Annotated in this window: 16 protein-coding genes; 14 read left to right on the plus strand and 2 right to left on the minus strand. The window is 42.7% G+C overall.

What is annotated here, in order from left to right:
* The first annotated feature begins 113 nt into the window (after positions 1-113).
* The 9 genes from racE to yidD are packed head-to-tail and all read left to right on the plus strand — an operon-like array spanning position 114 to position 5823.
* Positions 114-908, plus strand: coding sequence for a glutamate racemase (gene racE, locus JJN14_RS01900; RefSeq protein WP_033684754.1), 795 nt, complete (start codon positions 114-116; stop codon positions 906-908).
* Positions 905-1876 (plus strand): nucleoside-triphosphate diphosphatase, encoded by a 972-nt coding sequence (locus JJN14_RS01905; protein ID WP_064275921.1) that lies wholly within the window; start codon positions 905-907, stop codon positions 1874-1876. The genes racE and JJN14_RS01905 overlap by 4 nt, the downstream gene beginning before the upstream one ends.
* Entirely contained in the window at positions 1852-2373 is a 522-nt protein-coding gene (locus tag JJN14_RS01910; protein ID WP_001118953.1) for a metallophosphoesterase, read from the plus strand. Before JJN14_RS01905 ends, JJN14_RS01910 begins: the two co-directional genes overlap by 25 nt.
* Positions 2370-2831: a cyclic-di-AMP-binding protein CbpB gene (cbpB, locus tag JJN14_RS01915; RefSeq protein WP_201058755.1), complete on the plus strand. Its 462-nt coding sequence runs from the start codon at positions 2370-2372 to the stop codon at positions 2829-2831. The genes JJN14_RS01910 and cbpB overlap by 4 nt, the downstream gene beginning before the upstream one ends.
* Complete coding sequence (xerD, locus tag JJN14_RS01920; RefSeq protein WP_322107900.1) at positions 2828-3562, plus strand: site-specific tyrosine recombinase XerD; 735 nt, start codon at positions 2828-2830, stop codon at positions 3560-3562. The genes cbpB and xerD overlap by 4 nt, the downstream gene beginning before the upstream one ends.
* A complete protein-coding gene (locus tag JJN14_RS01925; RefSeq protein ID WP_201058757.1) occupies positions 3562-4290 on the plus strand; it encodes a segregation/condensation protein A in 729 nt (242 codons plus the stop codon). The genes xerD and JJN14_RS01925 overlap by 1 nt, the downstream gene beginning before the upstream one ends.
* Positions 4291-4308: 18 nt before the next feature.
* Complete coding sequence (gene scpB / locus JJN14_RS01930; RefSeq protein WP_201058758.1) at positions 4309-4878, plus strand: SMC-Scp complex subunit ScpB; 570 nt, start codon at positions 4309-4311, stop codon at positions 4876-4878.
* Entirely contained in the window at positions 4865-5587 is a 723-nt protein-coding gene (locus tag JJN14_RS01935; RefSeq protein WP_001222227.1) for a pseudouridine synthase, read from the plus strand. Before scpB ends, JJN14_RS01935 begins: the two co-directional genes overlap by 14 nt.
* On the plus strand, positions 5587-5823 hold the full coding sequence (gene yidD, locus JJN14_RS01940; RefSeq protein WP_201058759.1) for a membrane protein insertion efficiency factor YidD: 237 nt from the start codon (positions 5587-5589) through the stop codon (positions 5821-5823). The genes JJN14_RS01935 and yidD overlap by 1 nt, the downstream gene beginning before the upstream one ends.
* 292 nt (positions 5824-6115) lie before the next feature.
* Here the strand turns inward: yidD and galE are convergent, their stop codons facing one another.
* A complete protein-coding gene (gene galE / locus JJN14_RS01945) occupies positions 6116-7114 on the minus strand; it encodes a UDP-glucose 4-epimerase GalE (protein WP_201058760.1) in 999 nt (332 codons plus the stop codon).
* A 293-nt stretch (positions 7115-7407) separates the two neighbouring features.
* Between galE and pepA the strand changes: the two genes are divergently transcribed.
* Positions 7408-8472, plus strand: a complete 1065-nt coding sequence (gene pepA, locus JJN14_RS01950; protein WP_049488017.1) for a glutamyl aminopeptidase — start codon at positions 7408-7410, stop codon at positions 8470-8472.
* A gap of 19 nt (positions 8473-8491) precedes the next feature.
* Positions 8492-8788: a bacteriocin immunity protein gene (locus JJN14_RS01955; RefSeq protein WP_033679682.1), complete on the plus strand. Its 297-nt coding sequence runs from the start codon at positions 8492-8494 to the stop codon at positions 8786-8788.
* A gap of 97 nt (positions 8789-8885) precedes the next feature.
* Here the strand turns inward: JJN14_RS01955 and JJN14_RS01960 are convergent, their stop codons facing one another.
* Positions 8886-10517, minus strand: a complete 1632-nt coding sequence (locus tag JJN14_RS01960) for a Na/Pi cotransporter family protein (RefSeq protein WP_201058761.1) — start codon at positions 10515-10517, stop codon at positions 8886-8888.
* A 303-nt stretch (positions 10518-10820) separates the two neighbouring features.
* On the opposite strand from JJN14_RS01960, the gene JJN14_RS01965 reads away from it, so the two are divergent.
* The 3 genes from JJN14_RS01965 (at position 10821) to JJN14_RS01975 (ending at position 18217) form a co-directional block, all read left to right on the plus strand.
* Entirely contained in the window at positions 10821-15893 is a 5073-nt protein-coding gene (locus JJN14_RS01965) for an endo-beta-N-acetylglucosaminidase (protein ID WP_201058762.1), read from the plus strand.
* A gap of 273 nt (positions 15894-16166) precedes the next feature.
* Complete coding sequence (locus JJN14_RS01970; RefSeq protein ID WP_042750167.1) at positions 16167-17366, plus strand: phosphoglycerate kinase; 1200 nt, start codon at positions 16167-16169, stop codon at positions 17364-17366.
* A 323-nt stretch (positions 17367-17689) separates the two neighbouring features.
* On the plus strand, positions 17690-18217 hold the full coding sequence (locus JJN14_RS01975; RefSeq protein WP_000119915.1) for an FUSC family protein: 528 nt from the start codon (positions 17690-17692) through the stop codon (positions 18215-18217).
* Positions 18218-18283: the final 66 nt, after the last annotated feature.

The following is an 18283-nucleotide window of genomic DNA, read 5'->3' on the forward strand; positions in this document are numbered from 1 at the left end:
GATATTTGATTATGATTAAGAGAGATAGTTGTTGATGAGGTTGTTCTTCAGTTCTTAAAGACGAGTAATCATAATGAACTATCAATCAGAAAAAAGACTAGAAAGAAGACTGTATGGATAATCGACCAATTGGTTTTTTGGATTCGGGTGTTGGGGGCTTGACCGTTGTGCGTGAGCTTATGCGCCAGCTTCCCCATGAAGAAATCGTCTATATTGGAGATTCGGCGCGGGCGCCTTATGGTCCCCGTCCTGCTGAGCAAATTCGTGAATATACTTGGCAGCTGGTCAACTTTCTCTTGACCAAGGATGTCAAGATGATTGTCATTGCTTGTAACACTGCGACTGCGGTCGTCTGGGAAGAAATCAAGGCTCAACTAGATATTCCTGTTCTAGGCGTGATTTTGCCAGGAGCTTCGGCAGCCATCAAGTCCAGCCAAGGTGGGAAAATCGGAGTGATTGGAACGCCCATGACGGTCCAATCTGACATCTATCGTCAGAAAATCAACGATCTGGATCCGGACTTACAGGTGGAGAGTTTGGCCTGTCCCAAGTTTGCTCCTTTGGTCGAGTCAGGTGCTCTGTCAACCAGTGTCACTAAGAAAGTGGTCTATGAAACCCTGCGCCCCTTGGTAGGAAAGGTGGATAGCCTGATTTTGGGCTGTACCCATTATCCACTTCTCAGACCCATTATTCAAAATGTCATGGGGCCAAAGGTTCAACTCATCGATAGTGGAGCAGAGTGCGTACGGGACATCTCAGTCTTACTTAATTATTTTGAAATCAATCGTGGTCGCGATGCTGGACCACTCCATCACCGTTTTTACACAACAGCCAGCAGCCAAAGCTTTGCACAAATTGGTGAAGAATGGCTGGAAAAAGAAATTCATGTGGAGCATGTAGAATTATGACAAATAAAATTTATGAATACAAGGATGACCAGGACTGGTATGTCGGGTCCTATAGTATTTTTGGTGGCGTCCGGACGTTGACTGATGAAGACTTGGATTTCCCTCTGGTTGGATTGGCCAAAATCTTTCGAGACGAGGAACGAGGTTTCCCGATTTCGGTTACTGTTTTACGCTATGGTTCTCGATACCGTTTATTGTCTTTTGTGGTAGATATACTAAACCAAGAAGCAGGTCGCAATCTAGAAGTCATCCAACGTCAGGGAGCTTTGCTTTTGGTTGAAAATGGCCAACTCTTGTATGTGGAATTGCCCAAAGAAGGGGTCAATGTTCATGATTTCTTTGAGACAAACAAGGTTAGAGAAACCTTGTTGATTGCGACTCGTAACGAGGGCAAGACCAAGGAATTTCGAGCTATCTTTGACAAGCTAGGCTACGATGTGGAAAATCTCAATGACTATCCTGACCTACCTGAAGTAGCAGAAACAGGCATGACCTTCGAAGAAAATGCCCGCCTTAAGGCAGAAACTATTTCTCAATTAACGGGCAAGATGGTTTTGGCAGATGATTCTGGACTGAAAGTTGATGTCCTTGGTGGCTTGCCAGGCGTCTGGTCAGCTCGTTTTGCAGGTGTGGGAGCAACTGACCGTGAAAACAATGCTAAACTCTTGCACGAATTGGCCATGGTCTTTGAACTCAAGGACCGCTCGGCTCAATTCCATACAACCCTAGTCGTAGCCAGTCCAAACAAGGAAAGCTTGGTTGTTGAAGCAGACTGGCCAGGCTACATTAACTTTGAACCTAAGGGTGAAAATGGCTTCGGCTATGACCCTCTCTTCCTTGTAGGAGAGACAGGCAAGTCCTCAGCTGAATTAACCCTTGAAGAAAAAAATAGTCAATCTCACCGTGCCTTAGCCGTTAAGAAACTTTTGGAGGTATTTCCATCATGGCAAAGCAAACCATCATTGTAATGAGCGATTCCCATGGCGATAGCTTGATTGTGGAAGAAATCCGTGATCGCTATGTGGGCAAAGTTGACGCCGTTTTTCATAACGGCGATTCTGAACTGCGTCCTGATTCTCCCCTTTGGGAAGGCATCCGTGTTGTTAAAGGGAATATGGACTTCTATGCAGGCTACCCAGAACGTTTGGTGACTGAGCTTGGTTCGACCAAGATTATCCAAACTCATGGTCACTTGTTTGACATCAATTTCAACTTTCAAAAGTTGGACTACTGGGCTCAGGAAGAAGAGGCCGATATCTGCCTCTATGGTCACTTGCATGTGCCAAGTGCTTGGATGGAAGGCAAGACCCTCTTTCTAAATCCTGGTTCCATCAGTCAACCACGTGGGACCATCAGAGAATGTCTCTATGCTCGTGTGGAGATTGATGATAGTTACTTCAAAGTCGACTTTTTGACACGAAACCACGAGGTGTATCCAGGCTTGTCCAAGGAGTTTAGCAGATGATTGCCAAGGAGTTTGAGACTTTCTTGCTGGGGCAAGAGGAAACTTTTTTGACCCCTGCTGAAAATCTGGCTGTGTTGATTGATACCCATAATGCGGATCATGCGACCCTCTTGCTCAGTCAGATGACCTATACCCGTGTTCCTGTTGTGACAGATGAAAAACAGTTTGTTGGGACGATTGGGCTCAGAGATATTATGGCTTATCAGATGGAGCATGACTTGAGTCCAGAAATCATGGCGGATACGGATATCGTTCATATGACCAAAAGGGACGTAGCGGTCGTCTTGCCTGATTTTACCATTACGGAGGTCTTGCACAAGCTGGTAGATGAGTCCTTCTTGCCGGTTGTGGATGCAGAGGGGATTTTCCAAGGGATTATCACGCGCAAATCTATCCTCAAGGCTGTCAATGCTCTCTTGCATGACTTTAGTAAGGAATATGAGATTCGATGCAAATGAGAGATAGGATTTCAGCCTTTTTAGAGGAAAAGCAGGGGCTGTCAGCCAATTCCAAGCAGTCCTATAAGTATGATTTGGAGCAATTTTTAGATTTGATAGGCGAGCGGATTTCGGAGACCAGTCTCAAGATTTACCAAGCCCAGCTAGCCAATCTAAAAATTAGTGCCCAGAAGCGAAAGATTTCGGCCTGTAACCAATTTCTCTACTTTCTCTATCAAAAAGGAGAGGTGGACAGCTTTTATCGTTTGGAATTAGCCAAACAGGCTGAAAAGAAGATTGAAAAGCCAGAGATTCTAGACCTAGATTCTTTTTGGCAGGACAGCGACTATCCAGAGGGACGTTTACTAGCGCTTCTTATCTTGGAAATAGGGCTCTTGCCAAGTGAGATTTTAGCTCTAAAGGTTGCAGATATCAATCTGGATTTTCAGGTGTTGCGAATTAACAAGGCTTCCCAACAGAGGATTGTCACCATTCCTACAACCTTGCTTTCAGAGCTGGAACCCTTGATGGGGCAGACCTATCTGTTTGAAAGGGGAGGGAAAGCTTATTCTCGTCAGTGGGCCTTCCGTCAGTTGGAGTCCTTTGTCAAGGAGAAAGGTTTCCCAACCTTATCCGCCCAAGCCTTGCGGGAACAGTTCATTCTACGACAAATTGAAAACAAGGTCGATTTGTACGAAATTGCAAAAAAATTAGGATTAAAAACAGTCCTGACCTTAGAAAAATATAGATAATGGATATTAAATTAAAAGATTTTGAAGGGCCTCTGGACTTGCTTTTGCACCTGGTTTCCAAGTACCAGATGGATATCTACGATGTGCCCATTACGGAAGTCATCGAACAGTACTTAGCCTATGTCTCAACCCTGCAGGCCATGCGTCTGGAGGTGACGGGTGAGTACATGGTCATGGCCAGTCAGCTGATGCTGATCAAGAGCCGTAAGCTTCTTCCAAAGGTAGCAGAAATGACAGACTTGGAGGATGATCTGGAGCAGGATCTTCTCTCCCAAATCGAAGAATACCGCAAGTTCAAACTCTTGGGGGAGCACTTGGAAGCCAAGCACCAAGAACGGGCCCAGTACTATTCCAAAGCGCCGACTGAGTTGATTTACGAAGATGCGGAGCTTGTGCATGACAAGACGACCATTGACCTCTTTTTGGCTTTTTCAAATATCCTAGCCAAGAAAAAAGAGGAGTTTGCTCAGAATCATACAACTATCCTGCGGGATGAGTATAAGATTGAGGACATGATGGTCATCGTGAAAGAGTCCTTGACTGGACGAGATCAGTTGCGCTTGCAGGATTTGTTCAAGGAAGCCCAGAATGTCCAAGAGGTTATTACCCTCTTTTTGGCAACCCTAGAGTTAATCAAAACCCAGGATCTGATTCTCGTGCAAGAGGAGAGTTTCGGAGATATCTATCTCATGGAAAAGAAGGAAGAAAGTCAAGTGGCACAAAGCTAGACTTGATAGAGAGGAAAGATGAGTACTTTAGCAAAAATAGAAGCGCTCTTGTTTGTAGCGGGTGAAGATGGGATTCGGGTCCGCCAGTTAGCTGAACTCCTCTCTCTACCACCGACAGGTATCCAACAGAGTTTAGAAAAATTAGTCCAGAAGTATGAAAAAGACACTGATTCCAGTTTGGCTCTGATTGAGACAGGTGGGGCTTATAGATTGGTGACCAAGCCTCAGTTTTCAGAGGTTTTGAAGGAATATTCCAAGGCGCCTATTAACCAGAGCTTGTCTCGGGCTGCCCTTGAGACCTTGTCCATCGTTGCCTACAAGCAACCCATCACACGGATAGAAATTGATGCTATTCGTGGGGTCAATTCGAGTGGGGCCTTGGCAAAGTTGCAGGCTTTTGACTTGATTAAAGAAGACGGGAAAAAAGAAGTGTTGGGACGCCCCAATCTCTATGTGACTACAGATTATTTCCTAGATTACATGGGAATAAACCATTTGGAAGAATTACCAGTGATTGATGAGCTTGAGATTCAAGCCCAAGAAAGCCAATTATTTGGTGAAAGGATAGAAGAAGATGAGAATCAATAAATATATTGCCCACGCAGGTGTGGCCAGTAGGAGAAAAGCAGAAGAGTTGATCAAGCAAGGCTTGGTGACGGTCAACGGCCAGGTGGTACGTGAACTCGCAACGACCATCAAGTCAGGCGACAAGGTCGAAGTAGAAGGTCAACCAATCTACAACGAAGAAAAGGTCTACTATCTGCTTAATAAACCACGCGGTGTGATTTCCAGTGTGACAGATGACAAGGGTCGTAAGACGGTTGTCGATCTCTTGCCAAATGTAAAAGAACGCATTTACCCAGTTGGACGTTTGGACTGGGATACATCAGGCGTTTTGATTTTGACCAATGATGGGGACTTTACAGACGAGATGATTCACCCTCGTAATGAGATTGACAAGGTTTATGTTGCGCGTGTTAAAGGTGTGGCCAATAAGGACAATCTCCGCCCCTTGACCCGCGGCCTTGAGATTGATGGCAAGAAAACCAAGCCAGCTGTCTATGAGATTCTCAAAGTGGATCCAGTTAAAAATCGCTCAGTAGTGCAGTTGACCATCCATGAAGGGCGTAACCATCAGGTTAAAAAAATGTTTGAAGCTGTTGGTCTTCAAGTAGATAAGTTGTCACGGACCCGTTTTGGACATCTAGACTTGACAGGTCTCCGTCCAGGAGAATCCCGTCGTCTGAATAAAAAAGAAATCAGCCAACTACACACCATGGCTGTAAGCAAGAAATAATGAAACGAATTTTAATAGCGCCTGTGCGCTTTTACCAACGTTTTATCTCACCAGCCTTTCCACCCTCTTGTCGCTTTGAGCCGACTTGTTCAAATTACATGATTCAGGCTATTGAAAAACATGGCTTCAAGGGTGTCTTGATGGGCTTGTCTCGGATTTTACGTTGCCATCCCTGGTCGAAAACAGGTAAGGACCCCGTCCCAGACCACTTTTCTTTAAAGAGAAATTTAAAATAATACTCAATGAAAATCAAAGAACAAACTAGGAAACTAGTCGCAGGCTGCTCAAAACACTGTTTTGAGGTTGTAGATGAAACTGACGAAGTCAGCTCAAAATACTATTTTGAGGTTGCAGATAGAACTGACGAAGTCAGTAACATCTATACGGTAAGGCGATGTTGACGTGGTTTGAAGAGATTTTTGAAGAGTATAAATTGGATTCTAATGTATAAAACACAGATAGATGATACTTGGTATTTATCAAGTGCCATCTATCTGTGTTTTTATTTATTATTGATGTTTCTGCTATTTATTCTAAAATGTTTTTGCCTTCTTTAACACGCCAACGATAATCTGATAAAATAATATCTTCGAGGGAGTAGCTAGCCTTCCAATCAAGATATTTTTTAGCTTTTGATGCATCTGCTAGGACGCTGGCTGGGTCACCAGCACGGCGAGCAACAATTTCGTGGGGTATTTTTTGATTCAGTAATTCTTCAGCAGTTTTAAAGATTTCTTTGACGGTATAGCCTTTTTCAGTTCCTAAGTTAAAGATTTGAGAAGAACTGTTTTCTTGAAATAGGTAGTTCATTCCTTTAACATGAGCCTGTGCAAGGTCCAAGACATGAATGTAATCCCGAATACATGAACCATCACGTGTATCGTAGTCATCTCCAAATATTTTTAGGCTATCATTTTGTCCCAATGCGGTCTTGTTGATATTGGGAATGATGTGAGTTGGATTTTTCACACGTAGACCGTTTGAAGCATCCATTTCAGCCCCAGCTACATTAAAGTAACGGAAAATAACATATTTCCAATCGTAGCGATTGGCCATCCAGTAAATCATTCGTTCACCCATCAGTTTTGTCTCAGCATAAGGGTTGACAGGGTCGAGCAGGGTATCTTCAGTTGCTGGCTTGTCAATACAGTTATTACCATAGAGGGAAGCAGTCGAAGAGAACATGATTTTTTGAATACCAACTTCAGACAAGACTTTGAGAACTTGGTTCATACCAGCAACATTGGCAGTGAAGTATTTGCTTGGATTTTCAATACTTTCGCTCACAACAATCTCACCCGCACAATGGAGAACAGCATCAATCTTATTTTCTTCTAAGTAAGCTTTTAGGGCACTAGAATCATAAACATCTAGTTGCTTAAAGCTAGCACGACTATCCACAGCCGCTCGATTTCCTGTAGAGAGATTATCTAGAACATGTACCTGATAGCCGGCATTTAAAAGAGCTTTAACGGTATGGGAGCCAATGTAGCCAGCCCCACCTGTAACAAGAATTGTTTTGGTCATGATTTTTTCCTTTTCCTAGTTTTGTACTATTTTAAAGAAAGAAGAAGGCAAAGTCAACTATTTTCTGCAAATTTCATGAAAAACTGAACAAATATAGCATTGAATTGTTTTGTGTTTGGGAATTAATAGTTTGGTTGGTCTTGGAATAGTTCTTAGATTTCACCTCACATGCAAGAAAATACAATCTTTTTCTAAGATACAGTAAGATTAAGATACTAATTTAGAAATCCACCTTCCCACTATCCTTCTCCTATAAAAAGTGGTAAAATGGATGAAAGAAAGAAGGAACTGAAATGACAACATTATTTTCAAAAATCAAAGAAGTAACAGAACTTGCTGCGATCTCAGGTCATGAAGCACCTGTCCGTGCTTATCTTCGTGAAAAGTTGACACCGCACGTGGATGAAGTGGTGACAGATGGCTTGGGTGGTATTTTCGGAATTAAACATTCAGAAGCTGCGGATGCGCCACGTGTCTTGGTCGCTTCTCATATGGATGAAGTTGGTTTTATGGTCAGCGAGATTAAGCCAGATGGTACCTTCCGTGTGGTTGAAATTGGTGGCTGGAACCCCATGGTAGTCAGCAGCCAACGTTTCAAACTCCTGACTCGTGACGGTCGTAAAATTCCTGTGATTTCGGGTTCTGTTCCGCCACATTTGACTCGTGGTAAGGGCGGACCAACCATGCCTGCTATTGCAGATATCGTCTTTGATGGCGGTTTTGCGGATAAGGCTGAGGCAGAAAGCTTTGGCATCCGTCCTGGCGACACCATCGTACCAGATAGTTCTGCAATCTTGACAGCCAATGAAAAAAATATCATCTCAAAAGCTTGGGACAACCGCTACGGTGTGCTCATGGTGAGTGAGTTGGCAGAAGCCCTGTCAGGTCAAAAACTTGGCAATGAACTCTATCTTGGCTCTAACGTCCAAGAAGAAGTTGGTCTTCGTGGTGCTCATACATCTACAACCAAGTTTGATCCAGAAGTCTTCCTAGCAGTTGATTGCTCCCCAGCAGGTGATGTTTATGGCGGTCAAGGCAAGATTGGAGATGGAACCTTGATTCGTTTCTACGACCCAGGTCACTTGCTTCTCCCAGGTATGAAGGATTTCCTTTTGACAACGGCTGAAGAAGCTGGAATCAAGTACCAATACTACTGTGGTAAAGGCGGAACAGACGCTGGCGCAGCTCATTTGAAAAATGGTGGTGTCCCATCTACAACAATCGGTGTTTGCGCTCGTTATATCCATTCTCATCAAACCCTCTACGCTATGGATGACTTCCTAGAAGCTCAAGCTTTCTTGCAAGCCTTGGTGAAAAAATTGGATCGTTCAACAGTTGATTTGATTAAAAATTATTAAACTTAAGGAGGTGGTAGGGATGGTAGAACCAAACCTAGAAAGCCTTGTAAAAGATCTTTACAATCATGCTCGACATGATTTGAGTGAAGATTTAGTTGCTGCTCTCCTAGAGACTGCTAAAAAACTGCCTACTACAAATGAGCAATTGCTGGCAGTTCGTCTCTCAGGTCTGGTCAATCGTGAATTGCTCCTAAATCCCAAACATCCGGCACCTGAGTTGCTCAACTTAGCTCGCTTTATCAAAAGAGAAGAAGCAAAGTACAGAGGAACTGCGGCTTCTGCGATTATGTATGGGGAGCTCTTTAAAATGCTTTGATTCCATTGTGAATCAAAGCATTTTTCTATATGTTAGAAAAGCAATTCTAGATTAGGAAAAGAAAAAAGCCATCCTATTTAGGATAGCTTCTTGGTTCTTAGATTTGTTCAGCGATGACTTTTTCAGCTAGATTCATAGCGTGGTCAGATACACGAGTATAGTGGGAAATGATGTCGATAAAGTTGACCCCAGCTTGTGTTGAACACTCGCCCTTGTTGAGGCGTTTGATGTGGGTCTTTCTGAGAACACGTTCCATATTGTTGATTTCTTTATGGCGTTCAATCAGACTTTGAGCTTTTTCAATATCATTGTTTTCCACGCTATCAAGGGCATCCTTGATAAAGTCAGTGGTTTTTTGATAGATATCAGCTAGTTCTTGCAAAGCAGCTTCAGAAAACTCAACATTTTTACGTTGAAGATAGTCGGTCAGATTGATTAGGGCTTCTGCGTGGTCCCCAATCCGTTCCAAATCACGGGATGAGTCCAGGATGTTGGTGAGCACTTCACTTTCTTTCTGGCTAAGAGCCTCGCTTGAAAGAGTAATCAGGTAACGAGTTAATTTTTCATCAATGGTATTGATGGCTTCCTCTGTCTTGTGTCCTTTTTCAGCAACCTTTTCATTAAGGTCAATAATGTAGTTGTATGAAAGGTCAAAGGCTTTAGAAGCATAATTTCCCAAGTGAAGTAGTTCTTTCTTTGCATTTCCGAGAGCGATTGATGGAGCTTGTTTAATCAAATGCTCATCAAGATAGAGTGGCTCGTACTTGACAACTTCATCTTCACCAGGGATGAGTTTAGTTACAAAGTAGGCCAAGGCTCCGATGAATGGAAATTGTACAATGGTGTTACTTACGTTAAAGGCACCGTGAGAGAAGGCGATGGTCATCTCAGGTGAGAGGTGAAGGAGTGCCTGGAAGTACTCAATCATAGACGTAAATGGGCCTAATAAGATTAAGCAAAGGATAGTCCCTAAAACGTTAAAGGTAACGTGGGTTGCAGCAACGCGTTTCGCAGAGATATTGGCTCCAGCTGCCGCGATGATAACTGTTAGGGTTGTCCCGATATTATCCCCGAAGAGAACCGGTAGAGAACCTTTAAGGTCCAGGAATCCGCCTGCATAGAGACCTTGCAAAATCCCGATTGTCGCAGAAGAAGCTTGGATGAGAACGGTAATCACTGCACCGGCAAAAACTCCCAACACAGGATTTTGTCCCAAGGTTACCATGTATTCCTTGAATTGTGGTAAATCTTTAAGAGGACTCATACCGGCACTGATGAGGTTGAGGGCGTAGAAGATTCCCCCTACACCAAACAGGATGCGCCCGATATTGTTTGCGGTTCTGTTTTTTGTAAAAAATAGGAACATGGTTCCAAGGAAAATCAAGGGTAAAGCATACTCACCAAGCTTGAAACCGATGATAAAGGAAGTAACGGTGGTTCCGATGTTGGCTCCCATGATAATTCCGATAGCCTGTCTAAGAGTTAGAAGGCTAGCGCTGACCAGTCCAACCGTGATGACTGTAACTCCTGTACTTGACTGAATCAGGGCAGTCACGACAATTCCGACTAGAACACCTAAAAAGGGATTGCTAGTGTACTTGTCAATGTAAAAACGAAGGCGATCTCCAGCAGCTTGTTGCAAACCGTCTCCCATGGTCTTGATACTATATAAGAATAGTCCCAGACCACCTAAAAAGTGAAATAAAATTTCCTGCCAATTAATGGACATTTCTTTTTCCTCCGAAAAATAATAACGGAATTTCTCCTATTCTATTTTAAAGGATAAAAGTAAATCTAACAAGTGTTAAGCTAAGATTTTAGAAAGAAAATTCGTTAGAATGGACCTTGATTATATTAATTTTACCAATTTCTAACCTAGATATAGGTATTTCCTTTTATATATTGACATTTAAAAGAAATATTTTAAAATGAGGGAGGAATTATCTTGGTCCCTGTGATTGGGATAAAAAATTTATAAAGAAAGTTAAGCGCTTTCTTTTGCACAACAAAATCAATCTTTTAGGAGGAGAAAATGAAGAATCCATTTTTTGAAAGATGTTGTCGTTACAGTATTCGTAAGTTATCAGTAGGAGCCTGCTCGCTGATGATTGGTGCTGTTTTATTTGCTGGTCCAGCCTTGGCTGAAGAAACTGCAGTTCCTGAAAATAGCGGAGCCAATACAGAGCTTGTTTCAGGAGAGAGTGAGCATCCAACTAATGAAGTTGACAAGCAGCATGAAGGAGAACATGCTAGAGAAAATAAGCCAGAAAAGGCAGAAGGAGTAGCGACAGCATCTGAAACTGCTTCGCCAGCAAGCAATGAAGCTGCAACTACTGAAATCGCAGAGGCAGCTAGCGCAGCTAAACCAGAGGAAAAAGCAAGTGAGGTGGCTACAGAAACACCATCTGCAGAAGCAAAACCTAAGTCTGACAAGGAAATAGAATCAAAGTCTGAAGCAACTAGCCAAGGGGATGAGTCTAAGCCAGCAGCAGAAACTAATAAGACTGAAAAAGAAGTCCAGCCAGATGTCCCTAAAAATACAGAAAAAACATTAAAACCAAAGGAAATCAAATTTAACTCTTGGGAGGATTTGTTGAAATGGGAACCGGGTGCGCGTGAGGATGATCCCATCAATCGTTCTTCTGTTGAACTTGCTAAGCGCCATAGAGGCCAGTTGGTGAACGAAAAAGCAAGTAGAAGAGCCAAGGTTCAGGCGCTAGCAAATACCAACTCAAAGGCTAAAGACCACGCTTCTGTTGGTGGAGAAGAATTCAAGGCCTACGCCTTTGACTACTGGCAATACTTGGATTCAATGGTCTTCTGGGAAGGTCTCGTTCCAACTCCAGATGTCATTGATGCAGGACATCGTAACGGAGTTCCTGTATATGGTACACTCTTCTTCAACTGGTCTAATAGTATTGCAGATCAAGAGAAATTTGTTGCTGCTTTGAAACAAGATGAGGATGGAACCTTCCCTATTGCACGAAAACTTGTCGACCTTGCTAAGTACTATGGCTTTGATGGGTATTTTATCAACCAAGAAACAACGGGTGACTTAGTAACGCCACTTGGTGAAAAAATGCGTCAATTCATGCTCTATACAAAAGAATATGCGGCAAAAGTCAACCATCCAATCAAGTATGCTTGGTACGATGCCATGACCTATAAATATGGTCGTTACCACGAAGATGGTCTAGGTGATTACAACTACCAGTTCATGCAAAAAGAAGGTGACAAGGTCCCTGCGGATCAATTCTTTGCCAATTTCAACTGGAATAAGGAAAAGAATGACCACTCTGTAGAAATGGCAAAATGGCTGGAACGTAGTCAATATGATGTCTTTGCAGGATTGGAATTGCAACAAGGTGGTTCTTATAAGACAAAAGTTAAATGGGATGCCCTCTTAGATGAAAAAGGCAAGTTACGTTTGTCACTTGGACTCTTTGCACCAGATACAATTACCAGTCTAGGAAAAACAGGTGAAGATTACCATAAAAACGAAGATATCTTCTTCACAGGTTACCAAGGAGATCCGACAGCTCAAAAACCAGCGGACAAAGAGTGGTATGGGATTGCTAATTTAGTTGCAGACCGCACACCAGCAGTAGGCCGGACCTTCACTACCTCCTTTAATACAGGCCATGGTAGAAAGTGGTTTGTAGACGGAAAAGTTTCTAAGGATTCTGAGTGGAACTACCGTTCGGTTTCAGGTATCTTGCCAACATGGCGCTGGTGGCAGACTTCGACGGGGGAAAAACTTCGTGCAGAATACGATTTTACAGATGCCTACAATGGCGGAAATTCCCTTAAATTCTCTGGTGATGTAGCTGGTAAGACGGATCAGGATGTGAGACTTTATTCTACTAAGTTAGAAGTAACTGAGAAAACCAAACTTCGTGTTGCCCACAAGGGAGGAAAAGGCTCGAAAGTTTATATGGCCTTCTCTACAACTCCAGACTACAAATTCGATGATGCAGATGCATGGAAAGAGCTAACCCTTTCTGACAACTGGACAAATGAAGAATTTGCTCTCAGCTCACTAGCAGGTAAAACCATCTATGCAGTCAAACTCTTCTTCGAGCATGAAGGAGTTGTAAAAGATTATCAGTTTAACCTAGGTCAATTAACAATTTCAGACAATCACCAAGCACCACAAGCGCCTACAGGTCTCTCTGTGGTGAAACAATCTCTTAAGAATGCCCAAGAAGCTGAAGCAGTGGTTCAATTTTCGGGTAATCAAGATGCGGATTTCTATGAAGTCTACGAAAAAGATGGGGATAACTGGCGTTTGTTGACAGGTTCATCTGCTTCAACCATCTACTTGCCAAAAGTTAGCCGCTCTGCTAATGCGACTGGTACGACGCAAGAATTGAAAGTCGTTGCAGTTGGTAAAAATGGCCTTCGTTCAGAAGCTGCGACGACATCCTTTAACTGGGGCATGACTGTTCAGGATACGACTCTCCCAAGACCTTTGGCTGAAAATATTGTTCCAGGGGCAACGGTTATCGGTAGCACTTTCCCGAATACCGAAGGTGGAGAAGGTCTTGAAGGTATGTTGAACGGTACCATTACCAGTCTTTCAGACAAGTGGTCTTCAGGACAATTGAGCGGTAGTGTCGATATTCGTTTGACTCAACCACGTCGTGTTGTCAGATGGGTGATGGATCATGCGGGAGCTGGTGGTGAGTCTGTTAACGATGGTCTGATGAACACCAAGGATTTTGATCTTTACTACAAGGATACAGATGGCGAGTGGAAACTAGCTAAGGAAGTCCGTGGTAATAAAGCGCACGTTACGGATATCACTCTTGACAAACCAATTACTGCCCAAGACTGGCGTTTGCATGTCATTACATCTGATAACGGAACACCTTGGAAGGCCATTCGTATCTACAACTGGAAGATGTACGAAGCCTTGGACACTGAAAGTCAAAATATTCCAATGGCTAAGGTAGCTGCTCGTTCACTTGGAAACCACCAAGTTCAACTAGGCTTCTCTGATGTTCCGGCAGGCGCAACCATCACCGTTTACGACAAGGCTGATTCACAAACACCAATTGCAACCTTAAAGACTGAAACTGGTGGTGACTTGGCAACAGCTCCATTGGCCTTTGACAAACAACCAAAACTCCTCTACTATCGTACCCAACTTCCTGGCAAAGAAATCAGTAACACCTTGGCTGTAGCGATTCCACAGGATGAGAGAAAAATTGCTGCAGTTAGCCTTGAAAAAGGACCTAAAAAGACAGTTTATAAAGAAGGAGAAAAACTGGACCTCAGAGGCGGAACACTCCGTGTTCAATACGAAGGGGGACAAGTCGACGAGCTGATTAACCTTACTCACTCAGGTGTGACGGTATCTGGATACGACGCTCATCAAAAAGGGGAACAAAACCTAACACTGCAATACCTTGGTTTACCAGTGTCAGGTGATCTGAAAGTCCAAGTGACAGGACAGGATGAAGGAAAACCAAAAGAAGTAGCGGGCTTGTATATTACTAAGAAACCAAAAACAGACTATCTAGTAGGAGATCAACTGGATCTCTCTGAAGGTCGCTTTGGTGTTCTCTATGATGATGAGACAGAAGAGACTCACAGCTTTACTGATGAAGGTGTTGAAATCACGGGATACGATGCTCAGAAGACTGGACGCCAGACCTTGACGCTGCATTACAAGGGGCACACAGCTGAGTTTGATGTCTTGGTTTCTCCAAAGGCTGCAGTTAATGATGAATACCTTAAACAAGAAATCACTGCTGCCCAAGGCCGTCAGTCAACCCTTGCCTATACCTTCTCAAGTGAGGACAAACAAGCTGTACTAGTAGAGAAACTCAATGCAGCGAAAGTTGTAGCAGAAAACCACAATGCTAGCCAAGAAGAAGTCAACAAAGCCTTGAATGAATTGAAACAAGCTGGAGCGGACTTGGATGGAAATCAACGTTATCAAACTGCTAGAGAAGAATTGGAAGGCTTGCTCGAATCTATCCGTGAAAAAGATCCTAAAGCTGAGTTGATTGAACAAGCAGAAACTTTGTTGGCTTCAGAGATGCCAACTCCACAAGCTTTTGCGGACATGAAAGAAAAGCTGAATAAGAAACTAGCTCCTGCAGAAGAAAGTCATCATGTTGGTAGCATGGATCCAAGTGAAGTAGCCCCAACAGTTGAGGCCCTCCCTGAACTAGTTGTTGAAACTGAAACAACAGCCTATGAACGTCAAGAGCGACCAAGTGCGAACCTTCGTAAAGGTCAACGTCAACTTGTCCAAAAAGGAGAAGAAGGGCAAATTCGTCGTCTAGTAGAAGTAGATAGTCAAGGCAATCGTACGCTTCGCGCTACAGAAGTTTTGAAAGAAGCAACCCCTGAAATCGTAGAAGTTGGAACCAAAGTCTTTTCAAGCAACCAACCGGCTGAGGGAGTAAAAGAACTGGTTCTAGAAACTCCGAAACTAGAAGTTGAAGAGGATACAGTGGCCTTCAATCGTCAAGAGCGACCAAATGCGAACCTTCTTAAAGGTCAACGTCAACTTGTCCAAGCAGGAGTTGAGGGACAAATTCGTCGCTTGATTGAAGTAGATAGTCAAGGCAATCGCACTCTTCGTTCAACAGAAGTTCTCAAGGAAGCTCTTCCAGAGATTACCGAAGTAGGTACAAAAGTTCTATCAAGCAATCAACCAGCTGAGGGAGTAAAAGACCTAGTTTTAGAAATTCCGAAACTAGAAATTGAAGAGGATACAGTTGCTTTCGAACGTCAAGAACGCCCAAGTGCAAGCCTTCTTAAAGGACAACACCAGCTAGTTCAATCAGGTGTGAAAGGACAAGTTCGTCGCTTTGTAGAAGTCGATGCCCAAGGCAATCGTACTCTTCGTACAACAGAAGTTCTCAAGGAAGCTCTTCCGGAAATTGTTGAAGTTGGAACGAAAGTAGAGCAAGACTCTCAAAAAACAGGTCAAGCTCTTTTAGCAACACCGACAAATGAAAAAGTAGGTAAAGAACTTCCAAATACTGGAGTAACAAGAGATGCTAGTCTAGTAGCACTAGGACTCCTCGGAGTGATAAGTGGCTATGGCCTACTTGCTGGAAAGAAGAGAGAAAACGAATCGATTTAGGATTCTTGCATTTCCTCATAACAACTAAAAACAAGGTTTGACTGCAGATTAGTCAAACCTCGTTTTAACTAGTAAAAATCAGTGGAAGAATGAGATGGATTAACTAGTTTTTCTTGTATTACTTAGTGATTTGGAAAGGTTTTTCTAGTTTTGATTTTCAGAAATGCTAGTTTTCGTTGCAAGAAAGAACTGGAAAAGTTTAGGGTTTTTCTATCTCTTTTGCTGATTTTGTGATATAATTAACACGTATAAAAAAAGAAGGAGTCATATCTAATGGCAAAATTGACTGTTAAAGACGTTGAATTGAAAGGGAAAAAAGTTCTCGTTCGTGTTGACTTCAACGTACCTGTAAAAGATGGCGTGATTACCAACGACAACCGTATCACTGCAGCTCTTCCAACTATCAAGTACATCCTTGAACAAGGTGGACGTGCTATCCTCTTCTCTCACCTTGGCCGTGTAAAAGAAGAAGCAGACAAAGCTGGTAAATCACTTGCTCCTGTAGCTGCTGACTTGGCAGCTAAATTGGGTCAAGACGTTGCTTTCCTTCCAGGTGTCACTCGTGGTGCTGAATTGGAAGCAGCTATCAACGCTCTTGAAGATGGACAAGTTCTCTTGGTTGAAAACACTCGTTACGAAGATGTTGACGGCAAGAAAGAATCTAAAAACGATCCTGAACTTGGTAAATACTGGGCATCACTTGGAGATGGTATCTTCGTAAACGATGCATTCGGTACAGCTCACCGTGCACATGCATCTAACGTTGGTATCTCAGCAAACGTTGAAAAAGCAGTTGCTGGTTTCCTTCTTGAAAACGAAATTGCCTACATCCAAGAAGCAGTTGAAGCTCCAGAACGTCCATTCGTGGCTATCCTTGGTGGTTCAAAAGTTTCAGACAAGATCGGTGTTATCGAAAACTTGCTTGAAAAAGCTGATAAAGTTCTTATCGGTGGTGGTATGACTTACACATTCTACAAAGCACAAGGTATCGAAATCGGTAACTCACTTGTAGAAGAAGACAAATTGGATGTTGCGAAAGCTCTTCTTGAAAAAGCAAACGGTAAATTGATTTTGCCAGTTGATTCTAAAGAAGCTAACGCATTTGCTGGTTACACTGAAGTGCGTGATACTGAAGGTGAAGCAGTTTCTGAAGGCTTCCTTGGTCTTGATATCGGTCCAAAATCTATCGCTAAATTTGACGAAGCTTTGACTGGTGCCAAAACAGTTGTATGGAACGGACCTATGGGTGTATTTGAAAACCCAGACTTCCAAGCTGGTACAATCGGTGTGATGGACGCTATCGTGAAACAACCAGGCGTTAAATCAATCATCGGTGGTGGTGACTCAGCTGCCGCAGCGATCAACCTTGGTCGCGCAGACAAATTCTCATGGATTAGTACGGGCGGAGGTGCTTCAATGGAACTTCTCGAAGGTAAAGTATTGCCAGGTTTGGCTGCACTTACAGAAAAATAATTTCAGCCCGTTAGTCTCTACAAAATCCTGATTTTGTAGAAAAAGGAACAAAACTGAAACGTTAACAAAAAGGTGACATAGCCACCTTTTTGTGTTAGTGTAGGTATTTGTGACGCGGTGGTGGAGCATCAATGGAACTTCTTGAAGGTAAAGTTCTTCCAGGACTTGCAGCTTTGACAGAAAAATAAGATTTTATAAATAAATCAAAGAAGAGAGGGATGACAGTTCCTCTTTTCTTTTACTTGAAATAAAAACGCTTCCTCTTAACTATTCATCATAAAATCAGCTAATTTATGATAAAATGGAAATAGAAAGTTGAGATTATGAGTTATTTTAAAAAATATAAATTCGATAAATCCCAGTTCAAACTTGGTATGCGAACCTTTAAAACAGGTATTGCTGTTTTTCTAGTTCTCTTGATTTTTGGCTTTTTTGGCTGGAAAGGTCTTCAAATCGGTGCTTTGACAGCCGTTTTTAGTCTGAGGGAGAGTTTTGATAAGAGTGTCCATTTTGGGACTTCGCGTATTCTAGGAAATAGTATCGGTGGCCTCTATGCCTTGGTCTTCTTCTTATTAAATACCTTTTTCCACGAAGCCTTTTGGGTGACCTTGGTAGTTGTTCCAATCTGCACCATGTTAACCATTATGACAAATGTAGCCATGAATAACAAAGCAGGTGTTATTGGTGGTGTAGCAGCTATGTTAATCATTACCCTATCGATTCCGAGTGGGGAGACGATTTTGTACGTGTTTGCGCGCGTGTCAGAAACTTTCATGGGAGTTTTTGTCGCAATTCTCGTAAATTACGATATTGATCGCATTCGTCTCTTTTTAGAAAAAAAAGAAAAATAATGTTACATTTTATAACATTATCAATTGACGTTTGTCTTTTTTTAGACTATAATAGATAGAAAGAAG

This window comes from Streptococcus mitis (assembly GCF_016658865.1).
GTDB classification, from domain to species: Bacteria; Bacillota; Bacilli; order Lactobacillales; family Streptococcaceae; genus Streptococcus; species Streptococcus mitis_BT.